The organism is Streptomyces sp. NPDC020597, from assembly GCF_044335095.1.
Lineage (GTDB): Bacteria > Actinomycetota > Actinomycetes > Streptomycetales > Streptomycetaceae > Streptomyces.
The window spans coordinates 51,110-70,979 of the sequence record NZ_JBIRUL010000008.1 but is presented as its reverse complement, the minus strand read 5'-3'; the positions used below and the strand labels follow the sequence as shown (position 1 = coordinate 70,979).

14 protein-coding genes and 1 tRNA gene are annotated in these 19,870 nt (G+C 71.4%); 11 read left to right on the top strand and 4 right to left on the bottom strand.

The genetic code is table 11. The annotated features are described in order from the left end of the window. The first annotated feature begins 356 nt into the window (after nt 1–356). From ACH4ZA_RS16145 to ACH4ZA_RS16125, 5 genes are all read left to right on the top strand, one after another. A complete protein-coding gene (locus ACH4ZA_RS16145) occupies nt 357–1,646 on the top strand; it encodes an ABC transporter substrate-binding protein (protein ID WP_398429966.1) in 1,290 nt (429 codons plus the stop codon). A 14-nt stretch (nt 1,647–1,660) separates the two neighbouring features. Beyond that, on the top strand, nt 1,661–2,617 hold the full coding sequence (locus ACH4ZA_RS16140; protein ID WP_398429965.1) for a carbohydrate ABC transporter permease: 957 nt from the start codon (nt 1,661–1,663) through the stop codon (nt 2,615–2,617). Then, complete coding sequence (locus ACH4ZA_RS16135) at nt 2,614–3,489, top strand: carbohydrate ABC transporter permease (protein WP_398429964.1); 876 nt, start codon at nt 2,614–2,616, stop codon at nt 3,487–3,489. Before ACH4ZA_RS16140 ends, ACH4ZA_RS16135 begins: the two co-directional genes overlap by 4 nt. Nucleotides 3,490–3,499: 10 nt before the next feature. After that, complete coding sequence (locus ACH4ZA_RS16130; RefSeq protein WP_398429963.1) at nt 3,500–4,099, top strand: hypothetical protein; 600 nt, start codon at nt 3,500–3,502, stop codon at nt 4,097–4,099. A gap of 93 nt (nt 4,100–4,192) precedes the next feature. Continuing rightward, nucleotides 4,193–6,928 carry a Tat pathway signal sequence domain protein gene (locus ACH4ZA_RS16125; protein ID WP_398429961.1) on the top strand — a complete coding sequence of 912 codons (2,736 nt, stop codon included), beginning with the start codon at nt 4,193–4,195 and terminating at the stop codon, nt 6,926–6,928. A 62-nt stretch (nt 6,929–6,990) separates the two neighbouring features. On the opposite strand, the gene ACH4ZA_RS16120 is transcribed toward ACH4ZA_RS16125, so the two are convergent. Beyond that, on the bottom strand, nt 6,991–9,381 hold the full coding sequence (locus ACH4ZA_RS16120; protein ID WP_398429959.1) for an SCO7613 C-terminal domain-containing membrane protein: 2,391 nt from the start codon (nt 9,379–9,381) through the stop codon (nt 6,991–6,993). Between the two features lie 102 nt (nt 9,382–9,483). Between ACH4ZA_RS16120 and ACH4ZA_RS16115 the strand changes: the two genes are divergently transcribed. Together ACH4ZA_RS16115 and ACH4ZA_RS16110 are read left to right on the top strand one after the other, a co-directional pair. After that, nucleotides 9,484–9,930, top strand: coding sequence for an SRPBCC family protein (locus ACH4ZA_RS16115; RefSeq protein ID WP_398429957.1), 447 nt, complete (start codon nt 9,484–9,486; stop codon nt 9,928–9,930). A 39-nt stretch (nt 9,931–9,969) separates the two neighbouring features. Next, nucleotides 9,970–10,041 (top strand) — tRNA-Val (locus ACH4ZA_RS16110). Nucleotides 10,042–10,137: 96 nt separating this feature from the next. Here the strand turns inward: ACH4ZA_RS16110 and ACH4ZA_RS16105 are convergent. After that, nucleotides 10,138–10,863, bottom strand: a complete 726-nt coding sequence (locus tag ACH4ZA_RS16105; RefSeq protein WP_398429956.1) for a 3'-5' exonuclease — start codon at nt 10,861–10,863, stop codon at nt 10,138–10,140. Between the two features lie 167 nt (nt 10,864–11,030). On the opposite strand from ACH4ZA_RS16105, the gene ACH4ZA_RS16100 reads away from it, so the two are divergent. From ACH4ZA_RS16100 to ACH4ZA_RS16085, 4 genes are all read left to right on the top strand, one after another. Continuing rightward, on the top strand, nt 11,031–11,597 hold the full coding sequence (locus ACH4ZA_RS16100; protein ID WP_398429955.1) for a DUF4365 domain-containing protein: 567 nt from the start codon (nt 11,031–11,033) through the stop codon (nt 11,595–11,597). Beyond that, nucleotides 11,594–12,808: a hypothetical protein gene (locus ACH4ZA_RS16095; RefSeq protein ID WP_398429954.1), complete on the top strand. Its 1,215-nt coding sequence runs from the start codon at nt 11,594–11,596 to the stop codon at nt 12,806–12,808. Before ACH4ZA_RS16100 ends, ACH4ZA_RS16095 begins: the two co-directional genes overlap by 4 nt. 116 nt (nt 12,809–12,924) lie before the next feature. Continuing rightward, complete coding sequence (gene thrS, locus ACH4ZA_RS16090; RefSeq protein ID WP_398429952.1) at nt 12,925–14,901, top strand: threonine--tRNA ligase; 1,977 nt, start codon at nt 12,925–12,927, stop codon at nt 14,899–14,901. Nucleotides 14,902–15,000: 99 nt separating this feature from the next. Beyond that, entirely contained in the window at nt 15,001–15,561 is a 561-nt protein-coding gene (locus ACH4ZA_RS16085; RefSeq protein WP_398429950.1) for an HIT family protein, read from the top strand. A 129-nt stretch (nt 15,562–15,690) separates the two neighbouring features. Here the strand turns inward: ACH4ZA_RS16085 and ACH4ZA_RS16080 are convergent, their stop codons facing one another. Together ACH4ZA_RS16080 and ACH4ZA_RS16075 are read right to left on the bottom strand one after the other, a co-directional pair. Next, entirely contained in the window at nt 15,691–17,352 is a 1,662-nt protein-coding gene (locus tag ACH4ZA_RS16080) for a hypothetical protein (protein WP_398429948.1), read from the bottom strand. A gap of 197 nt (nt 17,353–17,549) precedes the next feature. Then, complete coding sequence (locus ACH4ZA_RS16075) at nt 17,550–19,745, bottom strand: elongation factor G-like protein EF-G2 (protein WP_398429947.1); 2,196 nt, start codon at nt 19,743–19,745, stop codon at nt 17,550–17,552. Nucleotides 19,746–19,870 lie beyond the last annotated feature (125 nt).

The following is a 19,870-nucleotide window of genomic DNA, read 5'->3' as shown; positions in this document are numbered from 1 at the left end:
GAACCTCCCGTCGTGGTCCCCGCCCCCGCGAGCGCCCAACTCGCCGTCCTGACGGCGTGCTTCGTCTCCCCTGCCTCTCATGTCCCGTTGGCGGAGCCGGATTTGGGCGGCCGATGACGCGCGCACAAGCAGCTCCTGTCGTCCGATCCTCTGAACGGACCGTGCTGACCAGGGAGTTCACAGGCCTCTGGCCAGGGTTCGCCCGTCCTGCCCGCGCCCGGCTCCTTTGCCTGCTCGCAAGAAAATCCTGTCCGAATCATTGACGCTCCCTCAACCCCCTCGTACCTTGTGCCAGCAAGCGCTTTCTTGAAACGATTCATGCAAGCGGCAACGACGCTGCGGGGAGGGGCCCGACTGTGGGAACCAGCAGGAATGTTGAGAGGCGAACGATCCTGAAGGCGGCCGGAGCCACGGCGGCCACGCTCGGGCTGGCCGCGACGACGGGGTGCGGGGGAGACAGCGGGACCTCGGCGGACGGGACGGTGACGATCCGTTACGCCTGGTGGGGTGGCGAGCCGCGCACCATTGCCATCAAGAAGTCGATCGCGCTCTTCGAGAAGAAGTATCCGAAGATCAAGATCAAGCCCGAATTCACCGACTACGAGGCGTTCTGGGAGAAGTTCCAGACCCAGGCCTCCGGCGGGAATCCGCCGGACGTTTTCCAGAATGCGGTCGGCTTTCTGCGCAAGTACGACAAGCGCGGCGTTCTGATGGACCTCAAGGCGCAGGCGGACGCGGGAAACCTGAACCTGAAGAACTTCCGCAACGGCGTTCTGGCGAACGGTCAGGTCGACGGCAAGCAGATCGGCATACCCGTCGGGGCCAACACCATGGCGCTCGTGATCGACCAGAAGGCTTTCAAGAAGGCGGGCGTCGAGGCGAAGTTCGGCTGGACCTGGAACGAGTACTTCGCCGCGCTGCAGACGATCCAGGACAAGTCGAAGATCGCCGGTGACACCGGTTACTTCGCCATCATGTACCTCTACGACCTGTACCTGCGGCAGAACGGCAAGGCCTTCTTCACCGACAGTGATCTCGGCTTCACCGAGGCCGATCTGACCCAGTGGTGGGAAGACGGCTACAAGCGCGTCAAGTCCGGTCTCGTCGCCGATCCCAAGAAGATCGAGCAGGCCAAGCCGAAGTCCGGACTCTCGGCCGGCCTCGCCGCCTCCGAGTTCACCTGGGACAACTTCTCCATCCGCTACCAGGGCGAGGGCGAGTCGGACTACGGCCTGGCGCCGATTCCCACCACGGACGGAAAGAACACCGGTCAGTACCTCGGTTCGCTGATGCTGAGCGCCTTCTCGGGGACCAAGCACCCCAAGGAGGTCGCCCAGTTCATCGACTTCATGGTCCACGACCCCGAGGTCGGCAAGATCATGGGCTACGACCGCGGCATTCTCGCCACCACCGAGCAGTACGACGCCTTCAAGCCGACCGACCCCAACAACAAGGGCGTCGCTGCCTACGAGGACGAGGTCGCCAAGGCGGGCGTCCTCGGCAAGATCACCCCGCACCCGTCCGGCGCGGACGTCGTCGAGGCGGCCTTCCTGCGGATCGGCGGTGAGGTCGCCCAGGGCAAGACCAAGCCGGCCGACGCGGCGAAGGCGCTGTTCAGCGAGGCCAAGGCCGCGTTCGCGGGCTGAGGGGACGTACCACCATGACGCTCGTCAAGGAAGCGCCCGTGCGCCCGGCGAAGAAGCGGTCCGCCGCTCCTGCCGCCGGGCGGCGCGGGCGGCGCCGCGAGAACCTCGCCGGCTACCTCTTCATGTCGCCGTGGATCGCGGGGTTCCTGCTGCTCACCGCGGGGCCGATGATCGCGTCGCTCTACTACGCGTTCACCAGCTACAACCTGTTCACGCCGCCCAAGTGGGTGGGCCTGGACAACTTCACGACGATGTTCCAGGACCCGCGCTGGCAGAAGTCGGTCGAGGTCACGCTCAAGTACGTCGTCGTGGCGACGCCGCTGAAGCTGCTCCTCGCGCTCGGGGTGGCGCTGCTGCTCGCGCAGAAGCGACGCGGGCAGGCCGTGTACCGGGCCGCGTTCTACATGCCGTCGCTCATCGGGGCCAGCGTCTCCGTGGGCTTCGTGTGGCGGGCGCTGTTCTCCGACGACGCCGTGGTGGACCGTACGCAGAAGATCTTCGGGGTCGACGTCGGAGGCTGGATCGGCAATCCGGACTACGTCCTGTACTCCCTGGTGGCGCTGAGCATCTGGCAGTTCGGCGCACCGATGGTCATCTTCCTGGCGGGGCTCAAGCAGGTGCCGCAGGAGCTGTACGAGGCCGCCGAGATGGACGGGGCGGGCCCCCTGCGGCGCTTCTGGAACATCACCCTGCCGATGATCTCCCCGGTGCTGTTCTTCAACGTGCTGCTGGAGTCCATCCACGCGTTCCAGGTGTTCGGCTCGGCCTACGTGGTCTCCGACACCCGGTGCGGACCGGCCGACGCCACTCTCGTCTACACCTGTTACCTGTACCAGAAGGGCTTCAAGGAGGCCCAGATGGGCTTCGCCTCCGCGATGGCCTGGACGCTGGTGGTGGCGGTGGCGCTCGTGACGGCGGTCCTGTTCTGGTCGCAGAAGAAGTGGGTGCACTACGAGGAGGCCGCCAAGTGAGCAGCGTCACCAGTCCCGTCGCGCGCACGGCCGGCGAGCGACGGCGCGCCGGATCACTCGCCTGGCACGTGGGCGCCCTGCTCGTGCTCGCGGTCGTCCTCTACCCGGTGGTCTGGGTGCTCGGCGCCTCGTTCAAGCCGAGCAAGGACATCATCGCCAGCCTCGACCTGCTGCCCACCAAGCCGGTCTGGGCCAACTTCTCCGGGCTCGCCGACGGCATCTCCGGCATCTCGATCGGCAGCTTCTTCACCAATTCGCTGCTGTACGCGGTCCTGGCCGTGGTCGGCGTGGTGCTGTCCAGCTCGCTGACGGCGTACGCCTTCGCCAAGATCCGGTTCGCCGGCCGGAACCTGCTGTTCACGCTGATGATCGGCACCCTGCTGCTGCCGTACCACGTGCTGCTCATCCCGCAGTACGTGCTGTTCCGCAACCTCGGCTACATCGACACGCTGGTCCCGCTCGTGGCGGGCAAGTTCCTGGCCACGGAGGCGTTCTTCGTCTTCCTGATGGTGCAGTTCATGCGCGGACTGCCGCGGGAGCTGGACGAGGCCGCGAAGCTCGACGGCTGCGGGCATCTGCGGACGTACTGGTCCGTCGTGCTGCCGCTGAGCCGTCCCGCCCTCATCACCAGCGCCATCTTCACCTTCATCAACGCGTGGAACGACTTCATGGGGCCGCTGATCTACCTCAACACCCCCTCGAAGTACACCGTGTCGCTGGGCCTGATGATGTTCCGCGACCAGGAGGGCATCTCCAACTACGGCAGCATGATCGCGATGTCGCTGGTGGCGCTGGTGCCGGTCATCGCCTTCTTCATGGCCTTCCAGCGCTATCTCATCGACGGAATGGCGACCTCCGGACTGAAGGGCTGAGGCGGTCACCATGGCGCGGACAGGGGTGAAGGCGCGCTCCAGGCGCAAGGAGTCGGTGTTCGGCGAGCGCTTCGCGGTCTTCGCCGAGTGTCTGCTCACCGGGGTGTGGATCGCCGTGGCCTGTCTCGGGATCGTCACCTATCCCGCGGCCTTCGCGGCCGGCGCCCGGCATCTGCGACGCCGTACGCGCCATGAGGACGGCGGCCTGCGGGAGTTCGCCGCGGACTTCCTGGCGGCCGTGCGCGGCGGATGGGCCGTCGGGCTCGCCGGCTGGGCGGCGGCCGCCGCGGTCCGGACGGACGTCCTGGCGGTGCGCGCGGGTCTCCCCGGCGGGCCGTTCGTCGGAGCCGTCGGGGTCCTCGCGCTGATCGGGCTCGCCGTGGCCCTGCTGCGGGCGGCAGCCGTCTGGACGCCGGGCGCCGCCTGGCGGGCGCTGCTCGCGGACGCCGGGCGGCGGACCGTGCTCGATCCCGCCGGGTCCTTCCTGGTCGTCTGCGGACTGGCTGTCGTCGCCGTGTCCGCACTGTTCGTCCTGCCTCTGGCGGTCCCGGTGCTCGGGGCCGTCGCGGCGGCCGCCGTCGCCGTCGAGCAGCGGTACCCGCGTAGCTGACGGCAGCGCTTCGCCCGGGTCGGCGCCATGGGAGCCGCACCCATCTCTGTCATGCCCCTGACTACCTTGCCTGTCGCACGGAAAGGAAAGGCCATGTCCCCCATCCCCCGCAGGTCACTCCTCAAGGCGGCCGCCGTCGCCGGCGCCGCCGCGCAGTTCAGCTGGGCCCTGGGAGCCAAGGACGCCGACGCCGCGCCGAGCACCGCGGCCGCGGACACGGATCCGGTGACCCTGGACTGGCTGGAGGACGGCGGCCTCGGCGCCGCCCCCGGCTCGACCCTCGGCGTGCCCTGGCCCATGGGCGCGTACCGGGAGGACCAGACCTTCGCGCTGACCGACGCCGCCGGCAAGGACGTCCCCGTACAGTCCTGGCCGATCGCCTACTGGCCGGACGGCTCCCTCAAGTGGACCGCGCACGCCGTGAGTTCGGGATCGGGCAAGCTCACCCTCGCCGCGGGCGCACCGGCTGCGCCCACCAAGAAGGTGACCGTCGCCAAGCGGGGCGGCGCCGTCGAGGTGTCGACGGGCGTCATCACGGCGAGGATCGGCACGTCGGGCGCCACCCTCATCAAGTCCGTCACCCGCGGCTCCACCGAGATCGCCAGGAACGGCCGGCTGGTGCTGATCCGGCAGCCCGAGATCGAGGACGAGGACCAGGGCGCCGTCAGGACCGAGCGTTTCGAGGGCGCCGTCGACGGGGTCACCGTCGAGCAGTCGGGCCCGGTCCGCGCGGTCGTCCGCATCGACGGCAGGCACCGCAGGGGCAGCCGCAGCTGGCTGCCGTTCTCCATCCGTCTCTACTTCTACGCGGGCGCCGACTCCTTCCGCATGGTGCACACCGTCACCTTCGACGGGAAGCAGGAGCCCGGGAAGGCGAGCGGTGACTTCATCAGGGGCCTCGGCGTCCGCTTCACCGTCCCGATGCGCGACGAGTCCTACGACCGGCACATCCGCATCGGCGGCGAGGGCGCCGGCCTGCTGCGCGAGGCGGTCAAGGGCGTCACCGGTCTGCGGCGAGACCCAGGCACCGCGGTGCAGGCCGCCCAGTACGCGGGCCGCAAGCTCCCCGACCCCGCCACCTGGGACCAGCGGGTCACCACCCGCCTCCAGTACATCCCCGAGTGGGGCGACTACACCCTCTCCCAGCTCTCCGCCGACGGATTCACCCTGCGCAAGCGCACCAAGAAGGGCCACGGCTGGATCACAGCCGGCGGCGGCAGGCGGGCGTCCGGCTTCGGGTACGTCGGCGGCGTGAGCGGCGGGCTCTCCTTCGGCCTGCGGGACTTCTGGGAGAAGCACCCCGCCCAGCTCGACGTCCGCGACGCGCACACCGACGCCGCCGAGGTCACCCTGTGGCTCTGGTCGCCCGAGGCGCAGCCCATGGACCTGCGCTTCTACCACGACGGCATGGGCCAGGACACGTTCCCCGAACAGCTCGAGGGCCTCAACATCACCTACGAGGACTACGAGCCCGGCTTCGGCACCCCCTACGGCATCGCCCGCACCTCCGAACTCCTCTTCTGGGCCAACGAGTCGACGCCGACGCCGGAGACGCTCGCCGAACAGGTCGAGGCCGTCCGGGTGCTGCCGCAGCTCGCGGCCCCGCCCAAGCAGCTCATCAAGGCGAAGGTGTTCGGCCCGGGCCTGTACTCCGAGCCGGACCGCTCCACTCCCGCCAAGGCGAAGATCGAGGACCACCTCGACTTCCTCTTCACCTACTACAAGGGCCAGGTGGAGCAGCGCCGCTGGTACGGCTTCTGGGACTACGGCGACGTCATGCACACCTACGACACCGTCCGGCACCAGTGGCGGTACGACATCGGCGGCTACGCCTGGGACAACTCGGAGCTGTCCCCGGACATCTGGCTCTGGCTCGCCTACCTGCGCTCCGGCCGCGCGGACATCTTCCGCTTCGCCGAGGCGATGACCCGGCACACCGGCGAGGTCGACGTCTACCACCTCGGCAAGTGGGCGGGCCTGGGCACCCGGCACGGCGTCCAGCACTACGCCGACAGCGCCAAGCAGCAGCGCATCGCCAACACCACCTACCGCCGCTACTACTACTTCCTGACGGCGGACGAACGCGTCGGCGACCTGATGCACGCCAACGTCGACTCCGACGAGACGTTCCTCGCCCTCGACCCGCTGCGCAAGATCCGCACCGAGCCGTACACGCCCGACCGGCACGCCCTGTCCGTCGGCTTCGGCACCGACTGGAGCGGTCTGGTGTCGGCGTGGCTCACCGAGTGGGAGCGCAAGGGCCCCAAGTGGGAGAAGGCCAGGGCGCGGGTCCTGTCGACCATGGAGACGATCGCCGCCCAGCCCAACGGGTTCGTCCAGGGCAGCGGCCTGTACGACCTGGACACCGGCAGGTTCGCCGTAGCCGACAAGCCCAAGGTCGAGGTCTCGCACCTGTCGGCCGTCTTCGGCCTCAACGAGCTGTGCGCCGAGCTGATCCACCTGGTCGACATGCCGAAGTTCGACGAGGCCTACTTCGACTACTGCCGCTACTTCAACGCCACGAAGGCGGAACAGGCGGCCCGCTACGGCTCCAACTTCGGCACCCTGCTGCTGTTCCAGGGCCACTCGCGCCTCGACGCCTACGCCGCCGTCCAGACCGGCGACGCGGCGCTCGCCAAGCGGGCATGGACGAAGTTCTACGGTTCCGACGGCTACACCGAGTCCTCGCCGTGGAAGACGGAACCGCTCAGCGGCCCCGCCACCCTGGTCGCGGGCAGCGAGGCCGCGTGGGTCGCCACGAACGACACGGCGCTCTACGGCCTCGCCGCCATCGAGAACCTGGCGCTGCTCGGCGACAAAATGCCGTGACGCACGTCCGGCCCGGTAGCCGTCGCGGCTTCGTCCCGCGACGGCCCCCCGGGCCGGCACACCTACCGCATGCGGTCCAGCACCTCCCGCACCCGCCGGACGTCCCGCAGCCGCTGTTCGTACGTCGCGCCGAGGGCGAGCAGCAGCAGTCCGGCGAGGGCGGGCGGCACCCAGCGTGGCAGCACGTCGCCCACCTGGGCGAGATACGGGGCGAGTTGGTGCAGCGCGTCCAGCGTGAGCACCGAGCCGCCCAGCACCAGCGGCGCCTGCAGCCGGTGCCGGGCGCCGAGCAGGGTGAGCGCCAGCGCCGCCGCGCCCAGCAGCAGCGCGCGGGTCCACGCCGGGTCGTACCAGGTGACGGCGAGGCTGGGCACGAGGGTGGCGGCGAGCCCGGGGCCGTACGCGGTCCAGGACGACGTCCGCGGGTCCCTGCGCCGGCGCAGGACGCCCACGACGAGCGCCGGCAGCGTCGCCGGCAGCGTGTACGCCTCCGGCACGTCCACCTGCCAGGCGGCCAGCCGCACCCACGAGGCCAGGACGAAGAGCACCGCGGCCGCGTGAGCGGCGAAGCGGCGGTCCGGACGGACGGCCGTGCCCGCGGCGATCACCGCGCACAGCGACAGCACCAGGGCGAGCACGGGCAGGTCGAGCACCGCGAGGCCGATGGCGACGAGACCCGCGACGCCGCCCGTCGCCTCGACCGCGAGCGTGGTGGCCGCATCGCCGGTCCGCGCCGCGACCAGCGCCGCGGCGGCCGGGACCAGCAGCACCAGCAGCGCGATGTGCTCCGGCCGCCAGCCGGCGGCGGCGCCCGCCGCGCAGGCCAGGGCCGTGGCGTAGCCGAGGGCGGCGGCCGCGGACACCGGCGTCGAGCGCCCACGCCATGCGGCTGCCGCGCACACCGCGGTGAGCGCGCCGAGCACGGTGAGCGTGGCGGGCTCGGCGGCCAGTGACAGCAGGGCGAGACCGAGCGACGAGCCCAGAGCGAGCGCGGTGGCCGTCCGCGACGCCGGCGCCAGCAGGGCCAGCGTCAGCAGACCCTGCACCGACAGGCCGACGGCGTAAGGGAGTTGCAGGGCCGCAGGGGTGACGAGCACGGCGGCCCACGTCAGCGTCAACGCGACGGGCAGGGCCCGGGGCCGCCATTCGTCGCCGCGGACCGCGCTCGCCGTGACCGCGGCGACCGCGGCGACCGCGAGGAGGACGAGGGGGACCGTGACGGCGTGCGGGGGCCAGAAGGCGTCCGTCGCCGCCGCGGCGCGGGCGTCGGCGGGAACACCGGACCAGATACGCCCGAGCCACGCCGTCGGCCCCAGCAAAGCCACGCCGACGGCCGGCACCGACCACAGCACCGCGCCCGCCTGCACGACGCCGGAGGCGACGGCGAAGCCCCGGCGCAGCGCCTGCGGCCCTCGTACCGCGGCCAGAAGCGCGATCCCGCAGACCAGATACGCCGGCGCCGCCCACTCGCCGGGCAGCGACACCCGCAGAACACCCCCCAGGCCGACGACCGCGCACAACGCGCCGGCCGTGGCCGTGCCCGTCGCGAGGCCCGCCCCCGGGGCGAACCGGGTCACCCCCAGGGCGATCGCCGCCGCGAGGGCGAGGAGCGCGGCGGCCCGTGCCGCGGCGCCCGGACCGGCCGCGTCCACCGAGAGCAGGCCTGCCGCCAGCACGCCCCAGCCGCCCGTCCCGGCCCCGCACACCACGGCGACGAGACGCACCGTCCGCTCGGCGGCCCGCAGCGCGACCGCCGCGTCGAAGGCGGCCGTCAGCAGCACCGCGACCGTGATCGTGTGCGGACCGCCGTCGGACGCCACCGCCCAGAGCGGCAGCACGAACTGAGAGGCCGTCAGGGCGGCCGGCCGGGGCAGTCGCAGCGCGGCCGAGTCCGGCAGCGCGGCGAGGGCCGTGCCGTACAGCGCCCACAGTGCGGCGAGCGCGGTGAACGTGCACGCCGCGTACGTCGTCCCGTCCGCCGCCGGGAACGCGGCCTCATACAGGGCGTACGCGTCCAGCGACATCAGCGCCAGACCCAGGCCCGCGACCGCCTCGGCGGTCGAACGCAGCCGTCGCCGCAGCAGCGGCACGGGCGCGCCCAGCACCGCCAGGGTGACCGCTCCCAGCACCGCCGAGCGACCGGCGATGCCGAGATGGCCCCAGCTGACCAGGGTGAACACCATCGCCGCGACGGTGAGCAGGACACCGCCGAGCAGCAGGAGGACGTTCTGTACGCCCGGGGCGGTGGTTTCTGGCCGGGCGGCCGGGACCGGAGGCGCCCACGGGCCCGGCGGGACCGGGGCGGTCGGCTGCGCAGGGCCGGCCGCCGCGTGCTGCAGGGCGGCGACCAGCCAGGCACGGCGGGCCAGCAACCGGGCCCGGCGGGCGTCCAGTTGCCAGAGCTCCGCGTCGAGCAGCCGCAGCTCCTCGGCCGGGGGCGGAATATGCGTCATGACTGGGAGTGTGGCTCGCGTCACGTGCAGGGGCATGAGCGCACGTACTCAGGGCGTACTCAGATACGGCCGGTCGCTGCCTCGGCCGGGCAGACTCGGCTCATGGACTGGACCCGCTACCGCTTCCGCAGCCTGTGGCCGCTGGACGCGCCGCCCCGGCGCGTGTACGAGGTGCTGGAGCGCGCCGAGGACTACCCGCGCTGGTGGCCCCAGGTGCGCGAGGTGAACCGGATCGACGACACGACCGGCGTCATCCGCATCCGCTCCCTCCTCCCCTACGACATGACCTTCACCGCGCGTGAGGTCCGCCGTGACCCCGCAGCCGGGATCCTGGAGACGGCCCTGTCGGGGGACATCGACGGCTGGGCGCGCTGGACGGTCACCGCCGACGGCTCCGGCAGCCTCGCCCGCTACGACCAGGTCGTCGAAGTGAACAAGCCGCTGCTGAGACGGCTCGCCGTGCCGGGGCGGCCGGTGTTCCGCCTGAACCACCGGCTGATGATGCGCGCCGGGCGGCGCGGCCTGACCGCGTACCTGGAAGCGGTTTGAAGGAAGCGTGCGGGGACCTGTATTGTTCAGTGCGTTCCCGGGCGATTAGCTCAGTGGGAGAGCGCTTCGTTCACACCGAAGAGGTCACTGGTTCGAACCCAGTATCGCCCACCGGGAGAGGCCGGTCCGCATCGAGCGGACCGGCTTTTTCGTGCCCGGACGCAGGCCGGACGAGTCGCCGCCCCCGCCCGTGCGCCGGTCACGGCCCTAGGCCGCCGCAGGCATCTCCGGCCGCAGGGGCCAGGACGTGTCCACCGTCTCCGGCGAGCCGCTGCGCGCGAACCAGGCCTGGAGCCCCCGCGCCTGAGCGGCGTGCCAGGACGTCTGCAGGGCGTGCAGCTCGGCCGGGGACAGGCGTTCCAGACGCGCGGCGAAACGGCGCCCCACCGCGCGGACCACCTCGAGGGCGGCGAGCGCGTCGGCCGCCGCGTCGTGCGCCTCCGCCAGGGTCACGTCGTAGTGCGCGCACAGGTCGGTGAGCGTGCGCCGCCCCTTGCGGTACCGGTCCAGTTGCTTGTCGAGGACCCGCGGGTCCAGCACGCGCAGCGGCGTCGCGTCCAGCCAGTGGCTCAGCGACGAGGCCCGGTGCCTGCGCAGCTCACGGTCGAGCAGCGTCAGGTCGAACGGCGCGTTCATCACCACCAACGGGCGTCCCGCCGCAGCCTGTTCGGTGAGCAGCTGGGCTATCTCGAACATCACCGGAGACGGCCAGCGGCCGTTGCGCTGCAGATGGTCGTCCGTCAGACCGTGCACCTCCGTCGCCCCCGCGGGCACCGGCACGCCCGGGTTCACCAGCCATCGGCTGACCCGCGGCCGAGCCGCCGGCGCGTCCTGGACGACGAGGGCGGCCGACACGATCCGGTCGGTCTCCACGTCGACACCCGTCGTCTCCGTGTCAAATGCGGCCAGAGGGCCCTCGTACCAGTACGTCATCCCAATCCAACCCCTCGTTCACCCACGGCAGCTGACGCACCGTCTTCTGCCAGTTTGGTGATACCCGGGCTGTTTGCGCCGTACGCCGGAAGGACACAACACGAGTACGGGTCTTTGCAGTTCAGCGGCCCGTCACGGGGACGGCTTCGCGGGGAAGGCTGTTGGTCATGGCGATAGCGCAGCCCGAGCGGAGCGGGCTGCTGCCCGAGCGCACGGGCGTTCAACGCGGCACGCTCGCCACCACCGCCTGCATGGAGACGCTGCAGGTGGGCTATCTGCACGCCGTCGCGGCCGCCGCGGGATGCTCACTGTCCCAGCCGTTCCCCGACAACGGCATCGACTGGCATGTCAGCCACAGCGCTCCCGGGCACACCGTCGACGACGAGGTCACCATCAAGGTGCAGTTGAAGGCCACCTACCAGGTGCGGCCCGACCCGCCCGGTCATTCCTTCTCCTTCACCCTCGACAACGACCACCTGCGCAAGCTCGCCCGCACCCCCGTGACGGTGCACAAGATCCTGGTGGTGATGATCGTTCCCCGGGCGCGGGAGCAGTGGCTGCGGGCCGGCCACGACCGCCTCGACCTGCGGCACTGCTGCTACTGGGTCAATCTCGCCGGCCACCCGATCACCGGCCGGACCCGCACCACCGTGCGGATACCGACCGCACGCATCTTCGACGACCGGGCGCTGTGCGAGATCATGACGCGAGCCGGGACGGGAGGCAGACCGTGACCCACCGCCCCCTGGACGAGCACCTGCGGCCGGTGCGGCCGCACCCCGAGGCCCACTGGAACCGGCACCCCGAGACGGGCGACGTCGACCCGGCGGTCCTCGGCGCCCTCCTGCGCCGGCACGGCTGGCAGCGGCGCGGCGGAGCCGCCGGACGCTACGGCCGCTGGACCCCGCCCGACCCCGGCAGCGCGGGGACGAGCCTGCTCGTGCCGGAGAGCCGGGCCTTCCCGGACAGCGACGACCTGCTGGGCGAGGCGCTCCTGGCGCTCTCCCGCAGCGGCACGCCCTCCGCCCGCGAGGTGCTGCTCGGGCTCGCCGTGCCCAGCGACGAGATCCGCTGGTGGCGGGACGCGCCGGACGGGCCCGCCGGGGCCGCCTCCTGGGCCGTCGAGGAACAGCTGCGCGGCGCGGCCCGCCAGATGCTGCTGGCCGGCGCCCTCGCCACGCGCGCGCGTGCCGGCTACTACGGGGCCCGGCACCGCCGCGCGGCCTTCGCGACCCTGGACGGCGTCCTGGTGGGCTCCGCGGCCGGCGGGCGTCGGCTGACGGCCTTCGCGCCGGTCGCCGGCGCCCGCCCGCTCGCCGTGCGGCTGCACCAGGCCCTGTACGCCGTGCGCGAGGCCATCGACTACCAGCGCGCGGCCGGCGCCATGGACGCCTTCGACGGCGCCGTGGAGGCGGGCGCCAGCCGCGAGCTGACCGAGGCGCTGATCGCCCTCGTGCGGGGGACCCAGGGAGCCAGGGTCGCCGTCGAATGGGCGCCCGCGGCCGGGGTCCCCGAGGACTGCGCCCCCGGCGGCGAGCCGGTCGAGTTCTCGCCCGGCGACCTGCCCGTGCTCCGCGAGGCGGGCGCCCGCTATCTGCGCGAGGAGCCGTCCGTGCCGGTGCGGATCACCGGCACGGTGGTCCGGATGCGCCGGTCGGGGCCGCGCGGCGAGGGCAGCGTACGACTGCGGGTGCTGGCCGGCGCCGAGATCCCGCACGTCCGGCTGACCCTCGACGAGGAGGACTACCGCATCGCCGGACAGGCCCACCTGGTGGGGCTGCCCGTGCGGGTGCGCGGCCGGCTGGAGAGCCGGGGCGGGTTCCGCAGGGTCACCGGCGCCTGCGAGGTCGTCCCCGTGCAGGTGGACGAGGAGGAGCGGGACCGTCTGCTGAAGTCCCTCCAGGAGAACGTCGACTTCTTCGAGGAGGCCTGCGGAGGGGAGTAGCGCCGGGCCGGGCGGCGGGGGCTGATTTCGCGGTCGGCGGGTGCGGGTCGGTACGATCCCCTATTGCGCGCGCCCACGGTACGGCGCCCGCATCCGCCTTCAGTCAGGAGAGACCGGTGTCAGACGTCCGTGTGATCATCCATCGCGATTCCGAGCGGGAAGAGCGCACGGTGACGACGGGCACCACGGCCGCCGACCTCTTCGCCGGCGAGCGCTCGATCGTCGCCGCGCGCGTGGCCGGCGAGCTCAAGGACCTGGCGTACGTGCTGCGGGACGGCGAAGAGGTCGAGGGCGTCGAGATCTCCTCCGAGGACGGTCTGAACATCCTGCGCCACTCCACGGCGCACGTGATGGCCCAGGCCGTGCAGGAGCTCTTCCCGGAGGCCAAGCTGGGCATCGGCCCGCCGGTCAAGGACGGGTTCTACTACGACTTCGACGTCGAGAAGCCGTTCACGCCCGAGGACCTCAGGGCCGTCGAGAAGAAGATGCAGGAGATCCAGAAGCGGGGGCAGCGGTTCTCCCGCCGCGTGGTCACCGACGAGGCCGCCCGCGAGGAGCTCGCCGACGAGCCGTACAAGCTGGAGCTGATCGGCCTCAAGGGCTCGGCCTCCTCCGACGACGGCGCGGACGTCGAGGTCGGCGCCGGCGAGCTGACGATCTACGACAACCTCGACGCGAGGACCGGCGACCTGTGCTGGAAGGACCTCTGCCGCGGTCCCCACCTGCCCACCACCCGCAACATCCCGGCGTTCAAGCTGATGCGCAACGCGGCCGCCTACTGGCGCGGCAGCGAGAAGAACCCCATGCTCCAGCGCATCTACGGCACCGCGTGGCCGACCAAGGACGAGCTGAAGGCGCACCTCGACTTCCTCGCCGAGGCCGAGAAGCGCGACCACCGCAAGCTGGGCTCCGAGCTCGACCTGTTCTCCGTCCCCGAGCAGATCGGCTCCGGCCTCGCGGTCTTCCACCCCAAGGGCGGCGTCGTCCGCCGGGTCATGGAGGACTACTCGCGCCGCCGTCACGAGGAGGAGGGCTACGAGTTCGTCTACACCCCGCACGCGACGAAGGGGAAGCTCTTCGAGCAGTCCGGGCACCTCGACTGGTACGCCGACGGCATGTACCCGCCCATGCAGCTCGACGAGGGCGTCGACTACTACCTCAAGCCCATGAACTGCCCGATGCACAACCTGATCTTCGACGCGCGCGGCCGCTCCTACCGCGAACTGCCGCTGCGGCTCTTCGAGTTCGGGACCGTGTACCGGTACGAGAAGTCGGGCGTCGTGCACGGCCTGACCCGCGCGCGCGGCTTCACCCAGGACGACGCGCACATCTACTGCACCCGCGAGCAGATGGCGGACGAGCTCGACAAGACGCTCACCTTCGTCCTCGGCCTGCTGCGCGACTACGGCCTGAACGACTTCTACCTGGAGCTGTCGACCAAGGACCCGGAGAAGTTCGTCGGCTCGGACGACGTCTGGGAGGAGGCGACCGAGACGCTCCGCCAGGTCGCCGAGAAGCAGGGCCTGCCCCTGGTCCCGGACCCGGGCGGCGCCGCCTTCTACGGCCCCAAGATCTCCGTCCAGACGAAGGACGCGATCGGCCGCACCTGGCAGATGTCGACCATCCAGCTCGACTTCAACCTGCCGGAGCGCTTCGAGCTCGAGTACACCTCGCCCGACGGCTCCAAGCAGCGACCGGTCATGATCCACCGGGCCCTGTTCGGGTCGATCGAGCGGTTCTTCGCGGTGCTCCTGGAGCACTACGCGGGCGCGTTCCCGGCGTGGCTGGCCCCGGTGCAGGCGATCGGCATCCCGATCGGCGACACACACGTCGACTACCTGGAGAAGTTCGCCGCGGCGGCCAGGAAGCAGGGGCTGCGGGTCGACGTCGACTCCTCCTCCGACCGGATGCAGAAGAAGATCCGCAACGCCCAGAAGCAGAAGGTGCCCTTCATGGTCATCGCGGGCGACGAGGACATGGCGGGCGGTTCGGTGTCCTTCCGCTACCGCGACGGCTCCCAGGAGAACGGCATCCCGTTCGACGAGGCCATCGCGAAGATCGCGAAGGTCGTCGAGGAGCGCACGCAGGTCTGATGCCGTGGTGCGCGGGCCCCCGGGGAGTCGCCCGGGGGCCCGTCGCCGTAGCGGGGGTCGCGTGAACCCCGCCGACACGCTGCGAACGGGCGAAGCAATATGCTGCCTTGCATGACGAGTGAGCCGGAGCAGCAGATCGGAGTGGGGACGCAGGACGCGTTCCAGCGCCTGTGGACGCCCCACCGGATGGCCTACATCCAGGGCGAGAACAAGCCGACCGGCCCCGGCGCCGGCGACGGCTGTCCGTTCTGCTCGATCCCGGCGAAGTCCGACGAGGACGGGCTGGTCGTCCGGCGCGGTGAGCACGTGTACGCGGTGCTGAACCTGTACCCGTACAACGGCGGCCATCTGATGACCGTGCCCTACCGTCATGTGGCCGACTACACCGACCTGACCGGGCCGGAGACCGCCGAGCTGGGCGAGCTGACCAAGCAGGCGATGACGGCCCTGCGCCTCGCGTCCGGCGCGCAGGGCTTCAACATCGGCATGAACCAGGGCGCCGTGGCGGGCGCCGGGATCGCCGCCCACCTGCACCAGCACATCGTGCCCCGGTGGGGCGGCGACACCAACTTCATGCCGGTGGTCGGACACACGCGCGTACTGCCACAGCTCCTGGCGGACACCCGCAAGATGCTGGCAGAAGCCTGGCCGGCAGCCTGACACAGGTGACGGTGTCAGCCCGCGGCGTGTGACGACGAGGCCCCTCCAGGGCCGCCGGCGGGGGTCCAGGGGCGTCGCCCACGGGACGCTCACCCCAACCCCCGTACGAGTCCGGCAGCCGCCGAAGGCCTACGCGTCGTAGCTGTCCGCCTTCCTCGGCGCCACGTCCTGGACCGCACCGCTGAGGATCGACGACCGCGAGGTGAACTTGTCGATGTTCACGTCGTGCTCCTTGAGCACCTTGAGCGCGGCCGAGTGCACCACGCGCAGCACCGGGGTGGCCGCCCGCAGGGCGTCGTCGGCCATGAAGCGATGACGCCAGGGCTGGTCCGCCCAGGCGTGCCGCAGGCCGAAGGGCTCGGGCAGGCCGATCGAGCCGCCGAGCCACTTCAGCAGCGGCGGGTACCAGCTGATCGTGGCGCGCGCGGCCACCCGGACGACTTCGTCGGCGGTGACCAGCGGCAGCTTGACCGTCCGGGTCTCCCAGAACCGGACGCTCTTGGCGACCTCCTTGGTCGGAGCCTCGGGCTTGGTGGTGAACAGGCCGTTCACCGGGCCCAGGGCGTGCCCGGTGACCTCGATGCGCAGCGTCTCGTGCAGCACCGTCACCGTGATCAGCATCGTGATGATCAACTGGCCGTCCCACAGCGGCCACTGGACGCCCAGGTAGTGCCGGTCTCCGCCGCCGAACTGCTGGTTGTTGCAGATGTCCTCTATGGCCCGCGGCTTGACCTGGTAGGCCTCGACGTCGGTGCCCTCCGGCCGCGCGACCGCCTTGGCGTTCTCGCCGACCGGGGTGACGATCCAGTGCCGCACCGTGGGCGGCGGGAATCCGCCGGTCTTCAGGCTCTGCCGGTTGAGCACGGAGAGCTGGTCGTGGATGGCGCGTACGACGGTCCAGCTGCGGAACTCGTGGACGCCCTTGTTCGGGTCGCTCGGCACCAGCTCCTCGGCGAGGTGCCAGGCGCCCCACCGCGTGCCCATGCCGAGTATGCCCTTGGGGCCGGCGTAGAAGACCGAGTTGGACTGCTGCTCCGCGCTGAGCCGTGCCAGGGACTGGCGCAGCTGCTCCGCCGCCGTCTGGTTCGGACTGGTCGGCACCGCCTCGGGCACCTTGGCGCCGACGCTGCCGCCGGACAGCAGGCTGTCCCAGCGCTGCCGGAGGTCGACCGCGGTGCCCTCGCAGATCCGCTTGGCCAGGAACCAGCCGACCACGGGCGCCACGACGCACCCGCGCGCGTACCACCCCACGGCGCCGGTGAACGGCATCTTGACCAGGAACAGCACGGCGAGCGCGCCCATGGCGACGAGCAGACCCGTGCCGAGGCCGGAGACCCGCTTGTCGTCCAGCTTCCCCATGCTCGCCCGAAGCTGGAAGACCAGCAGCCACACCAGCAGGCCCGGCAGGAACAGCACGCCGCACAGCAGCATGACGCCGGTCAGTTTCTGGTCGCGTTCGCGGCGGATGCGGTTGGCGGCGAGGCAGTGCTCCACGACCACCTGAGGCTCACTGCCGAACGACTGGATGAGCGGCTTGCGGCCGACGCCCAGCATGCGGTCGATCACCGCCTGCGAGAACGCCTCGCCGAGGTTGGGCCGGAAGATCCGGGCCCAGCTGCGGCCGGTGTTGACCGCCGTCTGATGCCATTCGTTGTCGGCGTTCTTGATGTCCTCCACCGGGTTGTCCCGGTAGGCCGCCGACGCCAGGCCGAACGTCGGTGTCTGCCCTCCGTCGCCCTGTTGCGGCACCTGCGGTCCGAAGATGTCCGCGTAACCGCTGCCAACGGTCATTCCCGCCCCCGATCGCCGCTGCTCTCGCTTCTGCGGCTTTCCCGACTTCCGTGCTCCGCACACCTGTTGATCAGGTCATCAGCGTATCGGCAGGCGCCGACATCCGTCGGCGGACGGCCGAAGCCGCCCGCCGAACCGGAGGATCGCCCTCCGCGTGCTGCCGCACCGGCCACTTGGGACCGGTGCGGCATCAACCGTCAGTCCGACTCCGCCTGTTGGCGCACCTTCTCGGCGACCTGCGGCGGCATCGGCTCGTGCCGGGCGTACGCGCGGTGGAAGCGGGCCGTGCCGTGCGACAGGGAGCGCAGATCGACCGCGTACCGGCCGATCTCGATCTCCGGCACCTCGGCCCGCACGAGCGTGCGGCTGCCGCTGGTCTGCTCGGTGCCCAGCACGCGTCCGCGCCGCCCCGACAGATCGCTCATCACGGTGCCCACGTACTCGTCGCCCACCAGCACCGACACCTCGGCCACCGGCTCCAGCAGATGGATCCGCGCGTCGGCCGCCGCCTCCCGGAGCGCCAGCGCGCCGGCCGTCTGGAACGCGGCGTCGGAGGAGTCCACCGAATGCGCCTTGCCGTCCAGCAGCGTGATCCGCACGTCCACCAGCGGATGTCCGGCCGCCACCCCCTTGGCGGCCTGCGCCCGGACGCCCTTCTCGACGGAGGGGATGAACTGCCGCGGCACCGAACCGCCGACGACCCGGTCCACGAACTCGATGCCCGAGCCGCCCGGCAACGGCTCCACCTCGATCTCGCAGACGGCGTACTGGCCGTGTCCGCCGGACTGCTTCACATGCCGTCCGCGCCCGGCGGACTTCGCCGCGAACGTCTCCCTCAGCGAGACCCGGTGCGGGACGACGTCCACCTGCACGCCGTAACGGGAGCGCAGCCGCTCGAGCGCGACGTCCGCGTGCGCCTCGCCCAGGCACCACAGCACGACCTGGTGGGTGTGCTGGTTGTGCTCCAGGCGCATCGTGGGGTCCTCGGCGACCAGCCGGCCCAGGCCCTGCGACAGCTTGTCCTCGTCGGCCTTGCTGTGGGCCCGGATGGCCAGCGGGAGCAGCGGGTCCGGCATCTGCCAGGGCTCCATGAGGAGCGGGTCGTCCTTGGCGGAGAGGGTGTCGCCGGTCTCCGCGCGGCCGAGTTTCGCCACGCACGCGAGGTCGCCCGCGATGCAGTGGGTGAGGGTCCGCTGCTGTTTGCCGAACGGCGCGGACAGGGCGCCGATGCGCTCGTCGACGTCGTGGTCCTCGTGACCGCGGTCGGCGAGGCCGTGCCCGGAGACGTGGACGGTCTCGTCCGGGTGCAGGGTCCCGGAGAACACGCGGACCAGCGAGACCCGGCCGACGTAGGGGTCCGAGGAGGTCTTCACCACCTCCGCGACCAGCGGACCGTCCGGATCGCAGGACTTCAGCTCCCGCGGCCGGCCGTCGACCGTCGTCACGCGCGGCGCCTCGCGCTCCAGCGGCGTCGGGAAGCCCCTGGTGACCAGTTCCAGGAGTTCGACCGTGCCGAGGCCCTGCCGGGCGCCGTCGGCGGCGGGGGCGGCCGCCAGGACGGGGAAGAAGGCGCCGCGCGCGACGGCCCGCTCCAGGTCGTCGATCAGCGTCTTGACGTCGATCTGCTCGCCGCCGAGGTACCGGTCCATGAGGGTCTCGTCCTCGCTCTCGGCGATGATCCCCTCGATCAGCCGGTTGCGGGCCTCCTCGATGGCGGGCAACCGCCCCTCGTCCGGCTCGGACTCCCTGCGCTCGCCGGAGGAGTAGTCGAACAGCGTCCGGGACAGCAGGCCGGTCAGCCCGGTCACCGGCGCGTGCCCGTCGGGCCCCTCGGGCCCGCGCAGCGGGAGGTACAGCGGCAGGACCGCGTCCGGGTCGTCCGCGCCGAAGGCCTCCGCGCAGATCCGCGTCATCTCCTCGAAGTCCGCGCGGGCGGCCTCCAGGTGCGTGACGACGATCGCGCGGGGCATGCCGACGGCCGCGCACTCCTCCCAGACCATGCGGGTCGACCCGTCCACGCCGTCCGCCGCCGAGACGACGAAGAGGGCCGCGTCCGCGGCGCGCAGACCGGCCCTGAGCTCCCCGACGAAGTCGGCGTATCCGGGGGTGTCGAGGAGATTGACCTTGATGCCGTCGAACATGACGGGCACCAGTGAGAGCTGCACCGAGCGCTGCTGCCGGTGCTCGATCTCGTCGTAGTCGGAGACGGTGCCGCCGTCCTCCACGCGGCCCGCCCGGTTCACTGCTCCCGCGGTCAGCGCGAGAGCCTCCACCAACGTCGTCTTGCCCGATCCGCAGTGGCCGACCAGCACCACATTCCGTACGGACGCGGGTTGGTCGGCCGCCGTAGCCCTGCCGGCGGCTCCGGGGTGTGCGTTCGCCTTGTCGCCCATTTTCCTTGCCTCCCGTGCACGGTGAGGTCACTGGGGGCGCGGGCGCCACGGCCCCGCGTGCGATGGCGGCTCCGGCGACGCCCGCGGTCCTTCGAGCTTTCCACTCCCGTCACCACGCGTCCATA

Bases quoted from the DNA above. Each gene is read 5' to 3' on its own strand.
- ACH4ZA_RS16080 (WP_398429948.1), bottom strand. From the start codon at position 17,352: ATGACCGTTGGCAGCGGTTACGCGGACATCTTCGGACCGCAGGTGCCG.
- ACH4ZA_RS16120 (WP_398429959.1), bottom strand. From the start codon at position 9,381: ATGACGCATATTCCGCCCCCGGCCGAGGAGCTGCGGCTGCTCGACGCG.
- ACH4ZA_RS16075 (WP_398429947.1), bottom strand. From the start codon at position 19,745: ATGGGCGACAAGGCGAACGCACACCCCGGAGCCGCCGGCAGGGCTACG.
- ACH4ZA_RS16130 (WP_398429963.1), top strand. From the start codon at position 3,500: ATGGCGCGGACAGGGGTGAAGGCGCGCTCCAGGCGCAAGGAGTCGGTG.
- ACH4ZA_RS16085 (WP_398429950.1), top strand. From the start codon at position 15,001: ATGCTGCCTTGCATGACGAGTGAGCCGGAGCAGCAGATCGGAGTGGGG.
- ACH4ZA_RS16115 (WP_398429957.1), top strand. From the start codon at position 9,484: ATGGACTGGACCCGCTACCGCTTCCGCAGCCTGTGGCCGCTGGACGCG.
- ACH4ZA_RS16140 (WP_398429965.1), top strand. From the start codon at position 1,661: ATGACGCTCGTCAAGGAAGCGCCCGTGCGCCCGGCGAAGAAGCGGTCC.
- ACH4ZA_RS16100 (WP_398429955.1), top strand. From the start codon at position 11,031: ATGGCGATAGCGCAGCCCGAGCGGAGCGGGCTGCTGCCCGAGCGCACG.
- ACH4ZA_RS16125 (WP_398429961.1), top strand. From the start codon at position 4,193: ATGTCCCCCATCCCCCGCAGGTCACTCCTCAAGGCGGCCGCCGTCGCC.
- ACH4ZA_RS16105 (WP_398429956.1), bottom strand. From the start codon at position 10,863: ATGACGTACTGGTACGAGGGCCCTCTGGCCGCATTTGACACGGAGACG.